At 70.9% G+C, this 15,699-nt stretch carries 15 protein-coding genes; 11 read left to right on the top strand and 4 right to left on the bottom strand.

What is annotated here, in order from left to right; all coding sequences use genetic code 11:
- The first annotated feature begins 1 nt into the window (after nucleotide 1).
- A complete protein-coding gene (locus AB0M73_RS36355) occupies nucleotides 2–532 on the top strand; it encodes a DUF742 domain-containing protein (RefSeq protein WP_363900823.1) in 531 nt (176 codons plus the stop codon).
- On the opposite strand, the gene AB0M73_RS36360 is transcribed toward AB0M73_RS36355, so the two are convergent.
- On the bottom strand, nucleotides 510–1,232 hold the full coding sequence (locus AB0M73_RS36360) for a siderophore-interacting protein (protein WP_363900826.1): 723 nt from the start codon (nucleotides 1,230–1,232) through the stop codon (nucleotides 510–512). The genes AB0M73_RS36355 and AB0M73_RS36360 overlap by 23 nt on opposite strands.
- A gap of 71 nt (nucleotides 1,233–1,303) precedes the next feature.
- Here AB0M73_RS36360 and AB0M73_RS36365 point away from each other — a divergent pair, with 71 nt between their 5' ends.
- Together AB0M73_RS36365 and AB0M73_RS36370 are read left to right on the top strand one after the other, a co-directional pair.
- Entirely contained in the window at nucleotides 1,304–1,801 is a 498-nt protein-coding gene (locus AB0M73_RS36365; protein WP_363900829.1) for a phosphoribosyltransferase, read from the top strand.
- Nucleotides 1,802–1,805: 4 nt separating this feature from the next.
- Complete coding sequence (locus tag AB0M73_RS36370; protein WP_363900832.1) at nucleotides 1,806–2,321, top strand: O-acetyl-ADP-ribose deacetylase; 516 nt, start codon at nucleotides 1,806–1,808, stop codon at nucleotides 2,319–2,321.
- 70 nt (nucleotides 2,322–2,391) lie between these two features.
- On the opposite strand, the gene AB0M73_RS36375 is transcribed toward AB0M73_RS36370, so the two are convergent.
- Nucleotides 2,392–3,960, bottom strand: coding sequence for a helix-turn-helix domain-containing protein (locus AB0M73_RS36375; RefSeq protein ID WP_363900835.1), 1,569 nt, complete (start codon nucleotides 3,958–3,960; stop codon nucleotides 2,392–2,394).
- A 124-nt stretch (nucleotides 3,961–4,084) separates the two neighbouring features.
- On the opposite strand from AB0M73_RS36375, the gene pruA reads away from it, so the two are divergent.
- The 4 genes from pruA (at nucleotide 4,085) to AB0M73_RS36395 (ending at nucleotide 8,309) form a co-directional block, all read left to right on the top strand.
- Nucleotides 4,085–5,710 carry an L-glutamate gamma-semialdehyde dehydrogenase gene (gene pruA, locus AB0M73_RS36380; protein WP_363900838.1) on the top strand — a complete coding sequence of 542 codons (1,626 nt, stop codon included), beginning with the start codon at nucleotides 4,085–4,087 and terminating at the stop codon, nucleotides 5,708–5,710.
- Between the two features lie 25 nt (nucleotides 5,711–5,735).
- A complete protein-coding gene (locus tag AB0M73_RS36385; protein ID WP_363900841.1) occupies nucleotides 5,736–6,665 on the top strand; it encodes a proline dehydrogenase family protein in 930 nt (309 codons plus the stop codon).
- A gap of 243 nt (nucleotides 6,666–6,908) precedes the next feature.
- Nucleotides 6,909–7,151: a hypothetical protein gene (locus AB0M73_RS36390; protein WP_363900844.1), complete on the top strand. Its 243-nt coding sequence runs from the start codon at nucleotides 6,909–6,911 to the stop codon at nucleotides 7,149–7,151.
- Nucleotides 7,152–7,157: 6 nt separating this feature from the next.
- Nucleotides 7,158–8,309 carry a glycosyltransferase family 39 protein gene (locus AB0M73_RS36395; protein ID WP_363900847.1) on the top strand — a complete coding sequence of 384 codons (1,152 nt, stop codon included), beginning with the start codon at nucleotides 7,158–7,160 and terminating at the stop codon, nucleotides 8,307–8,309.
- Here the strand turns inward: AB0M73_RS36395 and AB0M73_RS36400 are convergent.
- Nucleotides 8,306–8,761 (bottom strand): Lrp/AsnC family transcriptional regulator, encoded by a 456-nt coding sequence (locus tag AB0M73_RS36400; RefSeq protein WP_198047055.1) that lies wholly within the window; start codon nucleotides 8,759–8,761, stop codon nucleotides 8,306–8,308. The two genes, AB0M73_RS36395 and AB0M73_RS36400, sit on opposite strands and share 4 nt — an antisense overlap.
- A 111-nt stretch (nucleotides 8,762–8,872) precedes the next feature.
- Between AB0M73_RS36400 and AB0M73_RS36405 the strand changes: the two genes are divergently transcribed.
- The 3 genes from AB0M73_RS36405 to AB0M73_RS36415 are packed head-to-tail and all read left to right on the top strand — an operon-like array spanning nucleotide 8,873 to nucleotide 11,503.
- Nucleotides 8,873–9,685, top strand: a complete 813-nt coding sequence (locus AB0M73_RS36405) for a tryptophan 2,3-dioxygenase family protein (RefSeq protein ID WP_363900851.1) — start codon at nucleotides 8,873–8,875, stop codon at nucleotides 9,683–9,685.
- Nucleotides 9,678–10,847 (top strand): kynureninase, encoded by a 1,170-nt coding sequence (gene kynU, locus AB0M73_RS36410; protein ID WP_363900854.1) that lies wholly within the window; start codon nucleotides 9,678–9,680, stop codon nucleotides 10,845–10,847. Before AB0M73_RS36405 ends, kynU begins: the two co-directional genes overlap by 8 nt.
- Nucleotides 10,844–11,503, top strand: a complete 660-nt coding sequence (locus AB0M73_RS36415; RefSeq protein WP_363900857.1) for an alpha/beta hydrolase — start codon at nucleotides 10,844–10,846, stop codon at nucleotides 11,501–11,503. Before kynU ends, AB0M73_RS36415 begins: the two co-directional genes overlap by 4 nt.
- Here AB0M73_RS36415 and AB0M73_RS36420 read toward each other — a convergent pair.
- Nucleotides 11,491–12,345 carry a hypothetical protein gene (locus tag AB0M73_RS36420; RefSeq protein WP_363900860.1) on the bottom strand — a complete coding sequence of 285 codons (855 nt, stop codon included), beginning with the start codon at nucleotides 12,343–12,345 and terminating at the stop codon, nucleotides 11,491–11,493. The genes AB0M73_RS36415 and AB0M73_RS36420 overlap by 13 nt on opposite strands.
- Before the next feature lie 338 nt (nucleotides 12,346–12,683).
- On the opposite strand from AB0M73_RS36420, the gene AB0M73_RS36425 reads away from it, so the two are divergent.
- Nucleotides 12,684–15,527, top strand: a complete 2,844-nt coding sequence (locus AB0M73_RS36425) for a BTAD domain-containing putative transcriptional regulator (protein ID WP_363900863.1) — start codon at nucleotides 12,684–12,686, stop codon at nucleotides 15,525–15,527.
- Nucleotides 15,528–15,699 lie beyond the last annotated feature (172 nt).

Below are 15,699 nucleotides of genomic sequence, written 5' to 3' on the forward strand. Positions count from 1 at the left end.
GATGAGCACCGAAGACTGGGGCGAAGACCCCGCGGAGAGCACGTTCGCGGACGTGCTCAACGGTTTCACACTCAACGGCGGCAGCCGGGGCCGTCGCGGCCGTGGCGAGCGCGACGGCCGGCACGTCGAGCCGGAGCAGGCGGCGCCCGAGCCGGCGCCGCTGCCGCCGTCGGCCGTCGACCCGGACGAGTCGTCGGCCGCCATCGTGCGCGCCTACGCGTGGACCGGCGGCCGGACCCGGTCCGAGGTGCCGCTGCAGATCGAGACCCTGGTCTCGACCAGCGAGCTCGGCGGCGCCGCGGCCGAGCCGATGCAGGCCGAGTACCGGGCCATCGCCGACCTCTGCGTGCAGACCCGGTCGGTGGCCGAGATCGCCGCGCTGCTGTCGATCCCGCTCGGCGTGTCCAAGGTCCTGGTCGGCGACATGGCCGGCCTGGGGCTGGTTTTCGTGCACGCCGCCGACACCGCGGGCGACGGCGTGCCCAACCTGGGGCTGATGGAGCGGGTGCTCAGCGGGCTGCGGCGGCTGTAGTGCGCTTCTCCGCCTGGAACGCGTCCTCGTGCAGGCCGCGCCGCCAGTAGCCGGAGATCGACAGCTGCTCGCGGCTCAGGCCGCGGTCGCCGGCAAGGTGGTCGCGGAGCTGCTTGACCAGGCCCGCCTCGCCGTGCACAAAGGCGTGCACGCGACCGGCCGGCCAGTCGAGCTGCTTCACCGTGTCCACGAGGTCGGCCGGGTCGACCCAGGTGACGTTGTGCGGCAGGTCCTGCGGCTCCACGCTGCCCACGATCGCTCGGACGGTGGCGTCGGCCGGCAGCTCGTCGAGGGCCGCGCCGATCGCCGGCAGCGCGGCCTCGTCGCCGATCAGCAGGTGCCAGTCCGCCGTCGGGTCCGGGGCGTAGCCGCCGCCCGGGCCGACGAAGTACAGCTCGTCGCCCGGCTTGGCGTTGGCCGCCCAGGGGCCGGCCAGTCCGCTGTCGCCGTGGTGCACGAAGTCGATCGTCACCTCGTCGGCCGTGGCCGCGCGGATCGTGTACGTGCGGCGGGGCGGCATCTGGTCGCGGGGGAGCGCGTCGAGGTCGGGCGGGAAGCCGCCGTCGATCGGGAACATCAGCTTCACGTAGCGGTCGGTGAAGCCGTTGTCCACGGCGAGGTTGTCGCCGTCGAAGGTCACGCGGACCATGTGCGGCGTGATCCGCTCCGTGCGGCGGACCTGGATGCGAGTCGGTGGCATTGCTTCAGCTTAGCCTAACCTAACTCATAGTTGTAACTATATAACTGACCCCGGTGGATAGGGTAGCTCCCATGAACGATCAGCGCGAGGTGCTGACCTGGGAGCTCTTCGGCTCCGCGAGCCGCGAGCTGGCCGAGACCGTCGCCGCGGACGGCTTCGAACCGGATCTGCTGCTCTCCATCGCCCGCGGCGGCCTCTTCGTCGCCGGCGCCCTCGGCTACGCGCTGGACGTCAAGAACCTGCACGTGATGAACGTCGAGTTCTACACCGGCGTCGACCAGCGCCTCGACCTGCCCGTCATGCTGCCCCCGGTCCCCAACGCCGTCGACCTGCACGGCGCCAAGGTCCTCGTCTGCGACGACGTCGCCGACACCGGGGCGACCCTCAAGCTCGTCCGCGACTTCTGCGAGGACAAGGTCGCCGACGTCCGCTGCGCCGTCGTCTACGAGAAGCCCCACTCCACCGTCAAGTGCGAGTACGTGTGGCGGCACGCCGACCGCTGGATCAACTTCCCCTGGTCCACCCTGCCCCCGGTCGTCCAGCGCCGCGGCCAGGTCCTGGAGGCCTGACCCGGTGGCCATCGAGATCGTCGAAGGCGACATCACCGCGCAGCAGGTGGACGTCATCGTCAACGCCGCCAACTCTTCCCTGCTCGGCGGCGGCGGTGTCGACGGCGCCATCCACCGCCGTGGCGGGCCCGAGATCCTCGCCGAGTGCCGCAAGCTCCGCGCCGGCCACTACAGCCGCGGGCTTCGCGTCGGCCAGGCCGTCGCCACCACCGCCGGCCGCCTTCCCGCCCGCTGGGTCGTGCACACCGTCGGCCCCGTGTGGTCCGCCACCGAGGACCGCTCCTCGCTGTTGGCCGACTGCCACCGCAACTCCCTGCGGGTGGCCGCCTCCCTCGGCGCCTCCACCGTCGCCTTCCCGGCCATCTCCACCGGCATCTACCGCTGGCCCCTGGAGTCCGCCGCCGAGATCGCCCTGTCGACCGTGACCGAGGAACTGGCGTCGGACACATCGGTGACCCTGGTCCGCTTCGTGCTCTTCGGCCAGGCCGCCTACGACATCTTCCGCTCCCGCCTCCCGTAGCACCCGGTTTTTCGCCACATGCGCTTCCCGCTTGGCGTCAGCTGCCACATGAGAAGCGCAGGTGGCAGCCCTACCTGGTCAGCCGGAGCTGGAGCTGGGCGACGAGGCGTTGGTCGGGGTCGGACAGGTCGAGGCCGCTGAGCTCGCAGGCGCGGCGGACGCGGTAGCGCAGGGTGTTGGGGTGGACGTGCAGGCCGGCGGCGGCGGAGCGGACGTCGCCGAAGGCGTCGAGGTAGGCCAGCAGGGAACGGCCGATGTCGGTGCCGGCCAAGGGATCGAGCCGCGGATCACGGATGCGGGGGTTGTCGGCGAGCAGGGTGAGGGTCTCGCTGAGCAGGACCTGGGTCCGCACGTCGGCGAGGGCGGCGACCTCGACCTCGGGGCGGCCGGCGATGGCGTCGAGGACCCGGTCGGCCTCCTGCCGTGACACGGGAACGTCCTCCAGCCCGGCGACGACGGAGCCGATGCCGGCCTGCACGGAGGCGCCGAGGTGCCGCCGGGTGGCGGCGACGGCGTCGCGGGTCATGGCGGTGACGGTGGCGGCGTCGGTGACCTCGGGCAGCAGCACGTACACCCGGCCGGCGATGGGCGTGACGAGGGCGGAGCGCCGGTACGAGGCGGCGTGCACCGAGATGACGCTGATCATCTCGGCCCGGTGCAGCTCCACCTCGCTGCGGGTGCGATCGGTGCTGCGCAACAGAAAGGCGATGACGGCGGCCGGCTTGCGGGGATCGGCGCCGATCTGGGTGGCGACGGAGGCGCCGGTGATGCGGCCGTCGAGGACGCCGGCGAGGAGGTTCTCACGCAGGCGAAGCCCGGCGCTGGCGGCGTTGCGGTGCTGGACGAGGTGCAGGGCGGTGATCCGGGCGGCGCCGAGCAGGGCGCGGTCGGCGTGCTCGGTGAGGGGATGGCTGCCCTCCTGCACCCAGACGGTGCCGAGCGGCTGGGAGCCGGCGTGGATGCCGACGGCGATGCGGCGCTTGATGCCGAGCTCGGGCCGCGCGTCGATGTGCACGACATCCTCGCCGGAACGAAGCCGCTGGTAGACGCCCCATTCCCGGAGCATCTTCAGGTACGGCTCCGGCCCCTGCCGGCCGAGGATGGACAGCCGCCGCAGCTCGTCGACCTCGTCCGAGGACCGCGAGTAGGCCAGCACGCGGTTGGCCGTGTCCTCGATGCTGACGCTGCCGCCGGTCAGCGCGGCGATGGTCTGGGCCAACGAGAACAGGTCGCCGAGCACCTCGCCGGCGTCGGCGTCCGCCGTCCCTCGGGCGGCGCTGACCACGTTGCGCGCCAACGATTCCAGCTGTTCCCAGCGGACCTCGCCGCGGACGTCCAGCAAGGCGACACCGGCGTCGGCGGCGGTCTGCCGCAGCGGTTCGGCATCCTTGACGGCGACGGCCGTCGCCCCGCGCTTGCCGGCCGCCCGCACGTGCGCGGCGGCGGACTTGCCGCGGGCGCCGATCACCAGCACCAGGTCGCCGGGGCGGGAGTCGGGGGCGTCGTCGGGGTCGAGGATGACGACGTCGCGCACCTCGGCGTCGAGGCCGTCGGGGGCGGTCAGGACCTCGACGAACGGCTCGCCCAGCGCGAGCAGCAGCTGCTGAATGCTCGAACCGGCGATGGCGGCATCCTCCAAAGCGGACGTGATCCTTTGTCCGTCCCCACAAACCGACACCCACAAGCTTAGCCGTTCGTACAACACGGCGCCGGCCGCCGGTGCATAGCCTTCTGCCATCGACGACGTCGCCGAAGGAGTGCCAGTGGATGCCGTGACGCAGGTCCCGACCCCCGTGAACGAGCCGGTGCTGCAGTACGCGCCGGGCAGCCCGGAGCGGACCGAGCTCGAGGCGAAGCTGGTCGAGCTGGCCAAGGAGCAGGTCGAGCTGCCGCTGACCATCGGCGGGCAGCGGCGCATGGGCGGCGGCGAGCGCGTCGACGTCGTGCGGCCGCACAACCACCGCCACGTGCTGGGCACCTTCGCCGGCGCCACCCAGGCCGACACCCGCGACGCCATCGCCGCCGCCAAGGCCGCCGCCCCGGCGTGGCGCGCGATGCCGTTCGACGAGCGGGCCGCGATCCTGCTGCGCGCCGCCGACCTGCTGTCCGGCCCGTGGCGCTCGACGCTGAACGCGGCGACCATGCTCGGCCAGTCCAAGACCGCCATCCAGGCCGAGATCGACGCCGCCTGCGAGCTGGCCGACTTCTGGCGCTTCAACGTGGCCTTCGCCCGCGAGTTGCAGGCCAAGCAGCCGGAGAGCTCGAAGGGCGTGTGGAACCGCACCGACCACCGCCCGCTGGAGGGCTTCGTCTACGCGATCACGCCGTTCAACTTCACGGCCATCGCCGGCAACCTGCCGACCGCGCCGGCGCTGCTGGGCAACGTCGTGCTGTGGAAGCCGTCGCCGACGCAGACCTTCTCCGCGCACCTGACCATGCAGCTGCTGGAGCAGGCCGGCATGCCCCCGGGCGTGATCAACCTGCTGACCGGCGACGGCATCGCCGTGTCCGAGGTGGCGCTGGCCGACCCCGACCTGGCCGGCATCCACTTCACCGGCTCCACCCGGACCTTCCAGCACCTGTGGGCCACCGTCGGCGCCAACATCGCCAACTACCGCAGCTACCCGCGGCTGGTCGGCGAGACCGGCGGCAAGGACTTCGTGCTGGCGCACCCGTCGGCCAACCTCGACGTGCTGCGGACCTCGCTCGTGCGCGGCGCCTTCGAGTACCAGGGCCAGAAGTGCTCCGCCGCCTCCCGCGCCTACATCCCGCGGTCGTTGTGGGCACGGCTGCGTGACGACCTCGTCGCCGAGACCGAGGCGCTGAGCATGGGCGACGTCACCGACCTCAGCAACTTCATGGGCGCGGTGATCGACCGCCGCTCGTACGACAAGCTGGCCGGCGTGCTGGACCGGGCCCGTTCCGACAGCAAGCTGGACGTCATCGCCGGCGGCACCGCCAACGACTCCGACGGCTACTTCGTGCGGCCCACCGTTGTCGTCGGCGAGGACCCCTCGCACGACGTGTTCACCACCGAGTTCTTCGGCCCGGTGCTGGCCGTGCACGTCTACGAGGACAACAACTTCGACTCGGTGCTGTCCACTGTGGACTCCGCGTCGCCGTATGCGCTGACCGGCTCGATCATCGCCGACGACCGCTCCGCGGTGCTCAAGGCCTCCGACGCGCTGCGCTTCACCGCCGGCAACTTCTACGTCAACGACAAGCCCACCGGCGCCGTCGTCGGCCAGCAGCCGTTCGGCGGCGGCCGGGCGTCCGGCACCAACGACAAGGCCGGCTCCGTGCACAACCTGCTGCGCTGGGTCAGCCCGCGGTCGATCAAGGAGACCTTCGTCGCCCCGACCACCGTCCGCCACCCCCACCAGGGCTGATCTTTTCACGAGGAGGAGGAGTCCCATGCTGCGCACCGCGTTGCTGGCCGCCGCCCGCTCGCCGCTGGCCCGCCGGACCGTCGAGCGCACCCCACTGGCCAAGCCGGTGGTGCGCAGGTTCGTGGCCGGCTCCTCGCTCCGTGAGGCCGTCGACGTGACCTCGTCGCTCATCGCCGACGGCCGCAAGGTCACGCTCGACCACCTCGGCGAGGACACCACCGACTCCGCCCAGGCCGCCGCCACCGTGCACGCGTACGAGCGGCTCCTGGCGGAGTTGGGTTCCGCCGGCCTGTCCGGCGGGGCCGAGGTCTCCGTCAAGCTGTCGGCCGTCGGCCAGTCGCTGCCCAAGGACGGCGAGAAGATCGCCCTGGACAACGCCCGGCTCATCTGCGAGGCCGCCGCGGCCGTCGGCACCACGGTGACCCTCGACATGGAGGACCACACCACCACGGACTCCACCCTCGGCATCCTCGGCGACCTCCGGGTCGACTTCCCGTCCACCGGCGCCGTGCTCCAGGCCTACCTGCGCCGCACCGAGCAGGACTGCCGCGACCTCTCCGGCGCCGGCTCCCGCGTCCGCCTGTGCAAGGGCGCCTACAAGGAGCCGGAAACCGTTGCCTACCAGGACAAGGCCGACGTCGACCTGTCCTACGTGCGCTGCCTCAAGATCCTCATGGCCGGCTCCGGCTACCCGATGATCGCCTCGCACGACCCCCGTCTGGTCGCCATCGCCGCCGACGTCGCCGAGGCCGCCGGCCGCACCCCCGACACCTACGAGCACCAGATGCTCTACGGCGTCCGCCCCGACGCCCAGCGCGAGATCGCCGCCGCCGGCAAGACCCTGCGCGTCTACGTCCCCTACGGCGACCAGTGGTACGGCTACTTCATGCGCCGCCTCGCCGAGCGCCCCGCCAACGTCGCCTTCTTCCTCCGCTCCCTAGCCACCACCAGCTGAACCCCCGCGAGTCCCGCTCTCCGGCACACCGAAACACGCTTTCGAGCACACCGGTCACGCCACATGCGCTTCCCCTGTGTCACCTGGACGCAAATGGGAAGCGCATGTGGCGTTTCGGGGCGGCTCGTGCTGCGCTGGCGGATCCACTCCGGCCGGTAGCCGTCGACGTCGAAGGGGCAGGACACGGGACTCCTTTCGCAAAGCCGTGGTCGATTCTGCCGGAGCGGGGGAGGATCGGCGGCCATGGGCAGAGTGGCGTGGCGTCCGGTGCTGATCGTCGCGGCGGTGGCCGCCGTCGTGCACCTGGCGGTGGCCTTGCGGTACGGCTGGCATCGGGACGAGTTCTACTTCGTGACGGCGGGGCAGCATCCGGCCTTCGGCTACGTCGACCAGCCGCCGCTGGCGCCGCTGTTGGCGGCGCTGGCCGGGAACCTGCCGGTGCTGCGGGTGCTGGCGATCGTGGCGCAGGTGGGGTGCATCGTGTAGACGGCGATGCTGGCGCAGGAGCTGGGCGGGGACCGGAAGGCCCAGACGCTGGCGGCGGCGTGCATCGCGGCGAGTCCGATATTCGTGGGGGCCTCGCTGCTGTTCGGCCCGACGGTGCTGGACCAGGTGGTGTGGATTGGCGTCTTCCTGACGACGGCCAGGGCGCTGCGGATCGGCACGGTGCGGAGTTGGCTGTGGCCGGGCGTGATCGCGGGCATCGGCCTGGAGAACAAGGACACGGTGGCGGTGCTGTTGGCCGGCCTCGGCGTCGGGCTGCTGGTGTGTCGCCGGGACGTGCTCCGCACGTGGGGACCGTGGTTGGCGGCGGGAGTGGCGTTGCTGATCGCGTTGCCGAACATCATCTGGCAGTTCGCCCACGGCTGGCCGCAGTTCGGCATGGCCGCCGTGCTGTCGGACCGGACGGGCGGCACGCTGGGCTCCCTGATCCAGTTGGTGCTGCTGGCGATCCTCCAGGCCGGCCCGCCGCTGGTGGCGATCTGGGTGCTCGGCGCGCGCCGACTGGCCACAGTGGACTTCCGCTGGCTGCTGATCCTCGTGGTGGTCGTGGCGGTCGTGTTCACGCTGGCGGGCGGCAAGTCCTACTACACGGCGCCGGTGCTGGCGGCGCTGTTCGCGGCCGGGGCGATCAGGCTCCGGTCGAAGGCCTGGGTGCCGTTCATCGTGCTTTCCGGTGTGGTGGCGGTGTTCCTGACGCTGCCGATGCTGCCGCCGTCGGTGCAGACCCACCTGAACGCCATCGACCCCGAGCCGCTCGCGACCTACGGCTGGCCGGAGTTCGTGGACCAGGTCAAGCGGGCCGAGGCCACCATGCCGCCGGGCACGCCCATCCTCACCAGCAACTACGGCGAGGCCGGCGCTCTGACCATTCTGGGCGGCCTCGACAACGTCTACAGTGGACACAACTCCTACGCCGACTGGGGGTCGCCGCCGGGAACCTCGCCGACGGTGCTGTGCGTCGGTGAGTTCAAGGCCGCTCAGCTCCAGCTGGGCTGGCGGGTGGTGCGGCCGATCGCCGAGATCACGCTGCCCGACGGCGCGCAGAACGAGGAGACCCTCAACCACGCCACCATCTTCCGTTGCGAGCAACCCCGCGGCACGTGGGCCCAGCTGTGGCCCAGGCTGCGGCACCTGAGCTAGGAACCCAACGCCGCCCGGGTCACCGGCCGCGACGGCACCGGCCACGACAGGATCATGGCGCTGGAGGTCTCGCCGTAGCCCCACAGCCGCTCCAGCACGGCGGTCAGCTGCCGCACGTCGGTGGCGGCGATGTGCACGACGGAGCAGACGTCGCCGGTGAGGCGCACGATGGAGAGGATCTCGGCGAAGTCGGCGACGCGCTCAGGTTGCAGGGTGATGCACCGCGGCCCGTAGCAGCGCATGGAGACCAGGGCCTGCACGCCGAGGCCGACGGCGGAGACGTCGACGGTGGCGCGGTAGCCGGTGATCACGCCGGCCTCCTCCAGCCGCCGCACCCGCTGGGCGATGGTGGGGGAGGAGGCGCCGAGCCGCCGGGCCAGCTCGTTGAACGAGGTCCGGGCGTCGGCCTGGAGCTCGTTGAGCAGGCCCCAGTCGAGGTTGTCCAGCTCCATCTCACGAGTGTAAACCGCAAACGCTCACGACTTTATGATCGGCAATGAAACAGGCGTCAACACGAAGCGACGCCCATTCCACGGGTCACCCGATCGAGCGACGATGGAGGCGTGAAGACCGAGCCGAAGCTGGAGTTCGCCGAGCCGAGCCCGTACGACCGGTACGTGCACGCCTCGACGCTCACGTCCCTGCAGCAGCCCTGGTCGGACGACCCGGCCGAGATGGCGTTCCTGATCACCACCCAGGTCATGGAGCTGTGGTTCACGCTGCTCGTGCACGAGTGGCGCACGGCCCGTGACGCGCTGCGCCAGGACCGGCTGGGCGATGCGCTGGCGGCGCTGCGGCGCAGCCAGCCGCAGCTGAAGGCGCTCAACGCCTCCTGGCAGCCGATCGCCTCGCTGACGCCGGGCCAGTTCAACTCCTACCGCTCGGCCCTGGGCGAGGGCTCGGGCTTCCAGTCGGCGATGTTCCGCCAGCTGGAGTTCGTGTTGGGCGACAAGAGCGCCAGCCTGCTCCAGCCGCACAAGGCGGTGCCGCAGGTGCACCGCGAGCTGGAGAAGGCGCTGCACGAGCCCAGCCTGTACGACGAGGTGCTGAGCTACCTGCACCGCCGGGGATTCGCCATCCCGCAGGAGGTTCTGGACCGGGACGTCTCGCAGAAATACCAGGAGCACCCGGGCGTCGAGGCGGCGTGGGCTGAGATCTACCAGGATCCGCGCCATGATGATCTCGTGACACTGGGAGAGGCACTGACGGACGTGGCCGAGCTCGTGGGCCGCTGGCGCACCGATCACCTGCTGGCGACCCGCCGCGCGATGGGGGCCAAGCCGGGCACCGGCGGCTCGGCCGGCGTGGCCTGGCTGGAGAAGCGGGCCAACAAGGTCGTGTTCCCCGAGCTCTGGACGGCGCGCAGCCATGTCTGACCTCACGGAGCGGGCGGCGAAACTGGACGCCGACGACCCGTTGGCCGGCCGGCGGGACCTGTTCGACCTCGACGACGGCGTGATCTACCTCGACGGCAACTCGCTGGGCGCGCTGCCCCGGCACGTGCCGGCCAAGGTCGCGGACGTGCTGACCCAGCAGTGGGGCCGGATGCGCATCCGATCATGGACCGAAGGCGGCTGGTGGGAGGCTCCGGAACGCATCGGCGACCGCATCGCCCCGCTGGTCGGCGCGGCGCCGGGCCATGTCGTGGTTGGCGATTCGACCAGCGTCAACGTGTTCCGCGCAGTGATCTCCGCCCTGCGCATGACGCCCGGCCGCACCGAGATCCTGGTCGACGCAACGACTTTCCCCACCGACGGCTACATCGCGGCCTCGGCCGCCCGGCTGGCCGGCGCCACGGTCCGCGCCGTCCACCCGGCCGAAGTGCCCACGGCGCTGGGCGACAACACGGCCGTGGTGCTGCTCAACCACGTGGACTACCGCTCGGGCCGCTTGCACGACATGGATTCCCTCACTGCCGCCGTGCACAACGCCGGCGCTCGCGTGATCTGGGACCTGTCGCACAGCGCCGGCGCCCTGCCGGTCGACCTGAAGACAAGCAAAGTGGACTTCGCCGTCGGCTGCACGTACAAGTACCTCAACGGCGGTCCCGGCGCGCCGGCCTTCTTCGCCGTCCGGCCGGATCTGTTGCCCCAGCTCGATCAACCGCTCGGCGGCTGGTGCTCGCACCGTGAACCGTTCGCCATGGACTCGGAATACGTCGCGGCGGAAGGCATCGCCAAGGCCCGGGCCGGCACGCCCGAGATCGTGTCCCTGCTGACCCTCGACGCCGCGCTGGACGTCTGGGACGGCGTCGACCTGCACCAGCTGCGGCAGAAGAGCCTGGCCCTGACCGGGTTCTTCGAGGACTGCGTGGCCGAGCTGGCCCCGGCGGCGCGCAGCGTCACGCCGGAGATCCGCGGCAGCCAGGTCTCGCTGTCCTGTGTGGACGCCGAGCGGGTCATGGGGGAGCTGATCGCCCGGGGAGTGGTGGGCGACCACCGCCCGCCGGACCTGCTCCGCTTCGGCTTCACGCCGCTGTACACCCGCTTCGTCGATGCCTTGCGGGCGGCGGAGATCCTCGGTGAGATCCTCGCATGAGAACCGTCAGCTACGGCGATCACGCCGACAACCTCGTCGACGCCTGGGACAACAGCGACGCCGACACGGTCGCGGTGCTAGTGCACGGCGGCTACTGGCGGGTGGCCTATGACCGCTCGTACATGGCGCCGTTCGCCGAATACCTCCTGGCCCAAGGCATCGCGGTGGCCTCGCTGGAGTACCGGCGGATCGGCAACGGCGGCGAGTGGCCGGTGATCCTCCAGGACGTCGCCGCCGGCGTGGACAAGGTCGTGGAACTGTTCCCCGGCAAGCGGATCGTGCTCGTCGGCCACTCGGCCGGCGGGCACCTCGCGCTGCTGGCGGCCGACCGTCCGGGCGTGACCAGGGTGGTGGCCGTCGGAGGCCTGTGCGACCTGGCCCGGGCGCACGAGCTGGGGTTGAGCAACAACGCCGTGACTGAACTGCTGGGCGGCGACATCGGTCATCTGGCAGAGGCGGACCCGATGAACCGAATGCCGCCGCCCGTGCCCGTGACCCTGATCCACGGCGACGCCGACACTCACGTGCCGCTGGAGCTTTCCCAGCGGTACCAGGCGAAAAGCGGCGCCGAGCTGGTCGTGCTACCCGGGGCCGACCATTTCGAGGCGGTCGAGCCCGGGGCAGCGGTCACGGTGCAGGCGATTCAGCGGCGATAGGTGTACACGGTGATGTCGGTGTTGCACGGCGCCGGCGGCAGCACCTCGACCCGCAGGTTGCCGGTGGCGGCGTCGTAGTCGACGCCCTCGGCGGTGTACGCGCCGACGCAGGTGCTGGCCAGCGGCAGCTGCCCCAGCGAGGTGACGTGCGCCTTGACGTCCTTGCCCCGCAGTTCGTGCTGGAGATCGATCTGCAGCAGCGGCTTGCTGGTGGGGTAGAGGTCGTTGTTGGAGTCGTCGGACGCGCAGATCAGCCGGGTCGAGGTGACGAAGTCACAGCCCTGGAGATTGCGGACCGGCTTGTCCAGCAGCACCTTGGCCGCCAGCGGCAGGGTGCCGCCGCCGGCCGGCAGCGCCTTGTTCAGCACCGGCGCCGGCCACACCAGCAGCCGGTCGATCTGGGCCAGCTCGCTGGACACCAGCCACTGCCCGTCCGGCGTGACGGTGGTGTACGCGTTGGAGTTGGCCACCACCTCGTCCCCGCCCAGCGTGTGCGCGTACTCGTACTTCTCGCCGGTCGGCGTGGTCACCAGCATCATCTTCTGCGTGATGGTGGCGGTGGTCTGCTGGTAGGGGTCGAAGACGTAGCCGTGCAGCGAGTCGGAGTCGCCGATGTGGCCCCAGCCCTCGGCCTTCAGGTTGGCCGGGATGGTGTTGCCGGCGGTGTAGTACACCTGCACGGGCTGCCCCGGCAGTCTGACCGTCGCGACGCCTTCGCCGCCGACGGCCGCGGCCACGGTGGTCTTGTCGACCACGTGCCAGGAGTCGTGGTGTGCCTCGTTCGCCAGTGCCGCCGGGGCGGCGAAGGCGGTCAGCATGGCCGCGAACAACACGGCTGTCACGCCACGGATCATCGAGCTGCCTCCTCAAGCAGGAATCCGAACAAGGAAAGCTAGAAGGAGCGTCTGCGCACGTCAATGGGCCATTTCCGAGTTCACATCGGTGAACAGGACGGGCCCGTCTTCTTGTTCCACGATGACGTCAGTGCCGACTGAAGTTCGTATATGTGAAATGAATAGACCGGAATTACGGCCTCGAATGGGAAAAGGTGAACGGCGGATGACCGCCGACCGACGGTGACAACACGATGACCGCCCGCGAGTGGTTAATGCTGTTCACTCACCCGTTCGGGTATAGCGTGAGGATCGCCGGTACCGCTCTCACGCACGGAGTTTTGGCGTTGACGATCACCGAGGAGACCGCCCGACCCGATCTGGGGCGCCTGCGCATCGGCCTGCTCGGACCGGTCCGCGCGTGGCTGGACGACGCCGAGGTGGCGGTCGGCCCGCCGCGCCAGCAGGCGCTGCTCGCGGTGCTGGCCACCAACGCCAACCAGGTGATCTCCCGCTCGGAGCTGATCGACGCCATCTGGGGCACCGAGCCGCCGGCCAGCGCCGTCGGCAGCGTGCACACCTACGTCGCCGGCCTGCGCCGCGCCCTGGAGCCGGCCCGCAAGTCGTTCCAGGTGCTGGTCAGCGCCGGTTCCGGCTACAGCCTGCGGCTCGGGCCGGAAGGCGTCGACGCGGAGCGCTTCACCCGGTACCGGCAGACCGCGCGGCGGCTGGTGGCCGACGGCGACGCCGAGGCGGCGCTGGCCGAGTTCGAGCAGGCCCTGGCCCTGTGGGCCGGCACCCCGCTGGGCGGCATCGGCGGCCCGTTCGCGGACATCGAACGTCAGCGGCTGGCCGAGCTGCGCCTGGACGTCCTGGAGGAGCGGGCCGAACTGCTGCTGACCCTGCGCCGGCCGGCCCAGGTCGTCGCCGCGCTCAAGGACGTGCTGGTCGACCACCCGCTGCGCGAGTCGACGCGGACGCTGCTGATCACCGCCCTGCACCAGCAGGGCCGGGTCAGCGAGGCCAAGTCGATCTACCAGGACGGCGCCCGGCTGCTGGACGACCGGCTGGGCGTGCAGCCCGGGCCGGCGCTGCGCCGCGCGTACGAGACGCTGATCGACGCCGGCAAGCCCGTCGAGGACGTGCTGCCGCGGGTCGTGCCGTCGCAGCTGCCGCACGACACCCGGCGTTTCACCGGCCGGGGCGACGAGCTGCGGCGGCTGGACGCCCTGCTGCCGGTGGCCGGGGCCGTCGGCGGCGGTAGCACGGTCGTCATCACGACCATCGAGGGCACCGCCGGAATCGGCAAGACCTCGCTGGCCGTGCATTGGTCGCACAGGGTCCGCGACCTGTTTCCCGACGGGCAGGTCTATTTGAATCTTCGCGGATTCGACGTTACGGACAAACCGGTCCAGCCCCATGACGCCCTGTACACGTTGCTGTCGGCTTTCCGCGTGCCGTCGGAGAAGATTCCGCAGGGCACCCAGGAGCGCAGCGCGATGCTGCGGGCCGTGGTCGCCGGCCGCCGCATGCTGATGGTGCTGGACAACGCCGTGTCGACCGACCAGGTCACGCCGCTGCTGCCGGCCAACCAGAGCTGCGTGGTGCTGGTGACCAGCCGAAACCGGCTGGACGGGCTGGTCGCCACCGGTGACGGCCGACAGGTCACGCTCGGCCTGTTCGACGAGGTCGACTCGTCGGCGCTGCTGTCCAGCTACCTCAGCCCGGAGCGGGTCTCCGACGAGCGAGAGGCTTTCGACGAGCTGCTGGCCCTGTGCGCGGGGCTGCCGCTGGCGCTGAGCATCGTCGGCGCGCGGGCCTGGTGCAGCCCGAACCTGCCGCTCGCGCAGTTCGTCGACGAGCTGCGGGACGCCCACTTCCGGCTCGACGCCCTGGACACCGGCGACGACGCCGCCTCCAGCGTGCGGGCCGTGTTCTCCTGGTCGTTCGACGCCCTGACCCCGGCCGCCAAGCGCATGTTCGGGCTGCTCGGCCTGCACGCCGGGCCCGACGTCAGCCGGCACGCTGCCGGCGCGCTCGCCGACGTGACCGAGGACGCGGCGCGGGCCCAGCTGGACGAGCTGGTCCGAGCGCACCTGCTGGAGCTGCGGGCCGACGGCCGCTACCAGTTCCACGACCTGCTGCGGGTCTACGCGCTGGAGCGGGCCACCAGCGACGAGTCCGAGGCCGAGCGCGACGCCGCCGCGCGCCGGGCCGTGCGGTGGTACATGCACGCCGCCAACCAGGCCGACCGCGTCATGCTGACGTTCAAGCCCGTGCACAACATCATCGACCCGCCGCCGCACTGGAGCTTTCCCGCGCAGGCCGATGCCGACGAGGCCAAGACGTGGTTCATGGCCGAGGAGACCAACCTCGTCGAGGCCATCCGGCGGGCCGTGGAGATCGGCGAGCACGCCGTCGCGTGGCGGCTGCCGCAGACCATGTCCAGCTTCTGGTACGTCTACAACAAGCGCTGGGAGCTGTGGAACGAGATGCTCCACATCTCGCTGGAGCACGCCGTCCTCGACGGCAACGTCAACGGCGAGGCCTCCGCCCACTCCTCCCTCGGCATCGTCGCCAACGACCTCAAGCGCTACGACGTGGCCGTCGACCACTACCTGCGGGCCATCGAGCTGTTCCCGCAGACCGACGAGAAGTGGTTGGTGGGCATCACCTACAACTCCCTCGGCCACACCTACGTCGCCATGGGCCGGTTCCCCGAGGCGATGGCCGCCCTGCGCACCGCCGCCGAGGCGTACGAGGAGAGCGGCAACATCTGGGGCCGGGCGTGGGCCCTTCAGGGCACCGCCTCGGCCTACAACGCCATGGGGGACCACGAGAAGGCGTTGGAGTACGGGCGGATGACCCTCGCCGCCTGGCACGACGTCGACTACAAGCACGGCATCGGCTCGGGCCTGAACCTGCTCGGCGAGATCCACCTCGCTGCCGGCGACTACACCTCGGCCATCGACTACTACGACCAGGCCGTGCAGGCCCGGCAGGCCATCAACGACCGCTTCGGCATCGCCAACGCCCTGCGCGGCAAGGCCTTGGCCGAGTGGCGGGCCGGCCTCGTCGACGACGCCCGCGAGTCGTACCGCCGGGCCCTGCCCATCCTCACGGCCCTCGAGTCCCCGGAGCTCTCCGCCGTCGAGGAGCAGCTCGCCCAGCTCGACGCCGAGAACCCCTGAGATTTTTCGCTACGTGAGTGGCTCATTTTCGCTCTGGGCCCACCTGAGCCACTCAGGTAGCCCCCAATGCGAAGTGAGCCACTCAGGTGGCCCTCAATGCGAAGTGAGCCACTCGGGTGGCCCTCAATGCGAAGTGAGCCACTCGGGTGGCCCTCAATGCGAAGTGAGCCAC

The sequence above is a fragment of the Kutzneria sp. NPDC051319 genome (assembly GCF_040682195.1).
GTDB lineage: Bacteria > Actinomycetota > Actinomycetes > Mycobacteriales > Pseudonocardiaceae > Kutzneria.

What these genes read in the sequence shown, in the direction of transcription:
- AB0M73_RS36355 (WP_363900823.1), top strand. Translation starts at nt 2, where the DNA reads ATGAGCACCGAAGACTGGGGCGAAGACCCCGCGGAGAGCACGTTCGCG.
- AB0M73_RS36395 (WP_363900847.1), top strand. Translation starts at nt 7,158, where the DNA reads ATGCTGGCGCAGGAGCTGGGCGGGGACCGGAAGGCCCAGACGCTGGCG.
- AB0M73_RS36415 (WP_363900857.1), top strand. Translation starts at nt 10,844, where the DNA reads ATGAGAACCGTCAGCTACGGCGATCACGCCGACAACCTCGTCGACGCC.
- AB0M73_RS36365 (WP_363900829.1), top strand. Translation starts at nt 1,304, where the DNA reads ATGAACGATCAGCGCGAGGTGCTGACCTGGGAGCTCTTCGGCTCCGCG.
- AB0M73_RS36360 (WP_363900826.1), bottom strand. Translation starts at nt 1,232, where the DNA reads ATGCCACCGACTCGCATCCAGGTCCGCCGCACGGAGCGGATCACGCCG.
- AB0M73_RS36400 (WP_198047055.1), bottom strand. Translation starts at nt 8,761, where the DNA reads ATGGAGCTGGACAACCTCGACTGGGGCCTGCTCAACGAGCTCCAGGCC.
- kynU (WP_363900854.1), top strand. Translation starts at nt 9,678, where the DNA reads ATGTCTGACCTCACGGAGCGGGCGGCGAAACTGGACGCCGACGACCCG.
- AB0M73_RS36385 (WP_363900841.1), top strand. Translation starts at nt 5,736, where the DNA reads ATGCTGCGCACCGCGTTGCTGGCCGCCGCCCGCTCGCCGCTGGCCCGC.
- AB0M73_RS36390 (WP_363900844.1), top strand. Translation starts at nt 6,909, where the DNA reads ATGGGCAGAGTGGCGTGGCGTCCGGTGCTGATCGTCGCGGCGGTGGCC.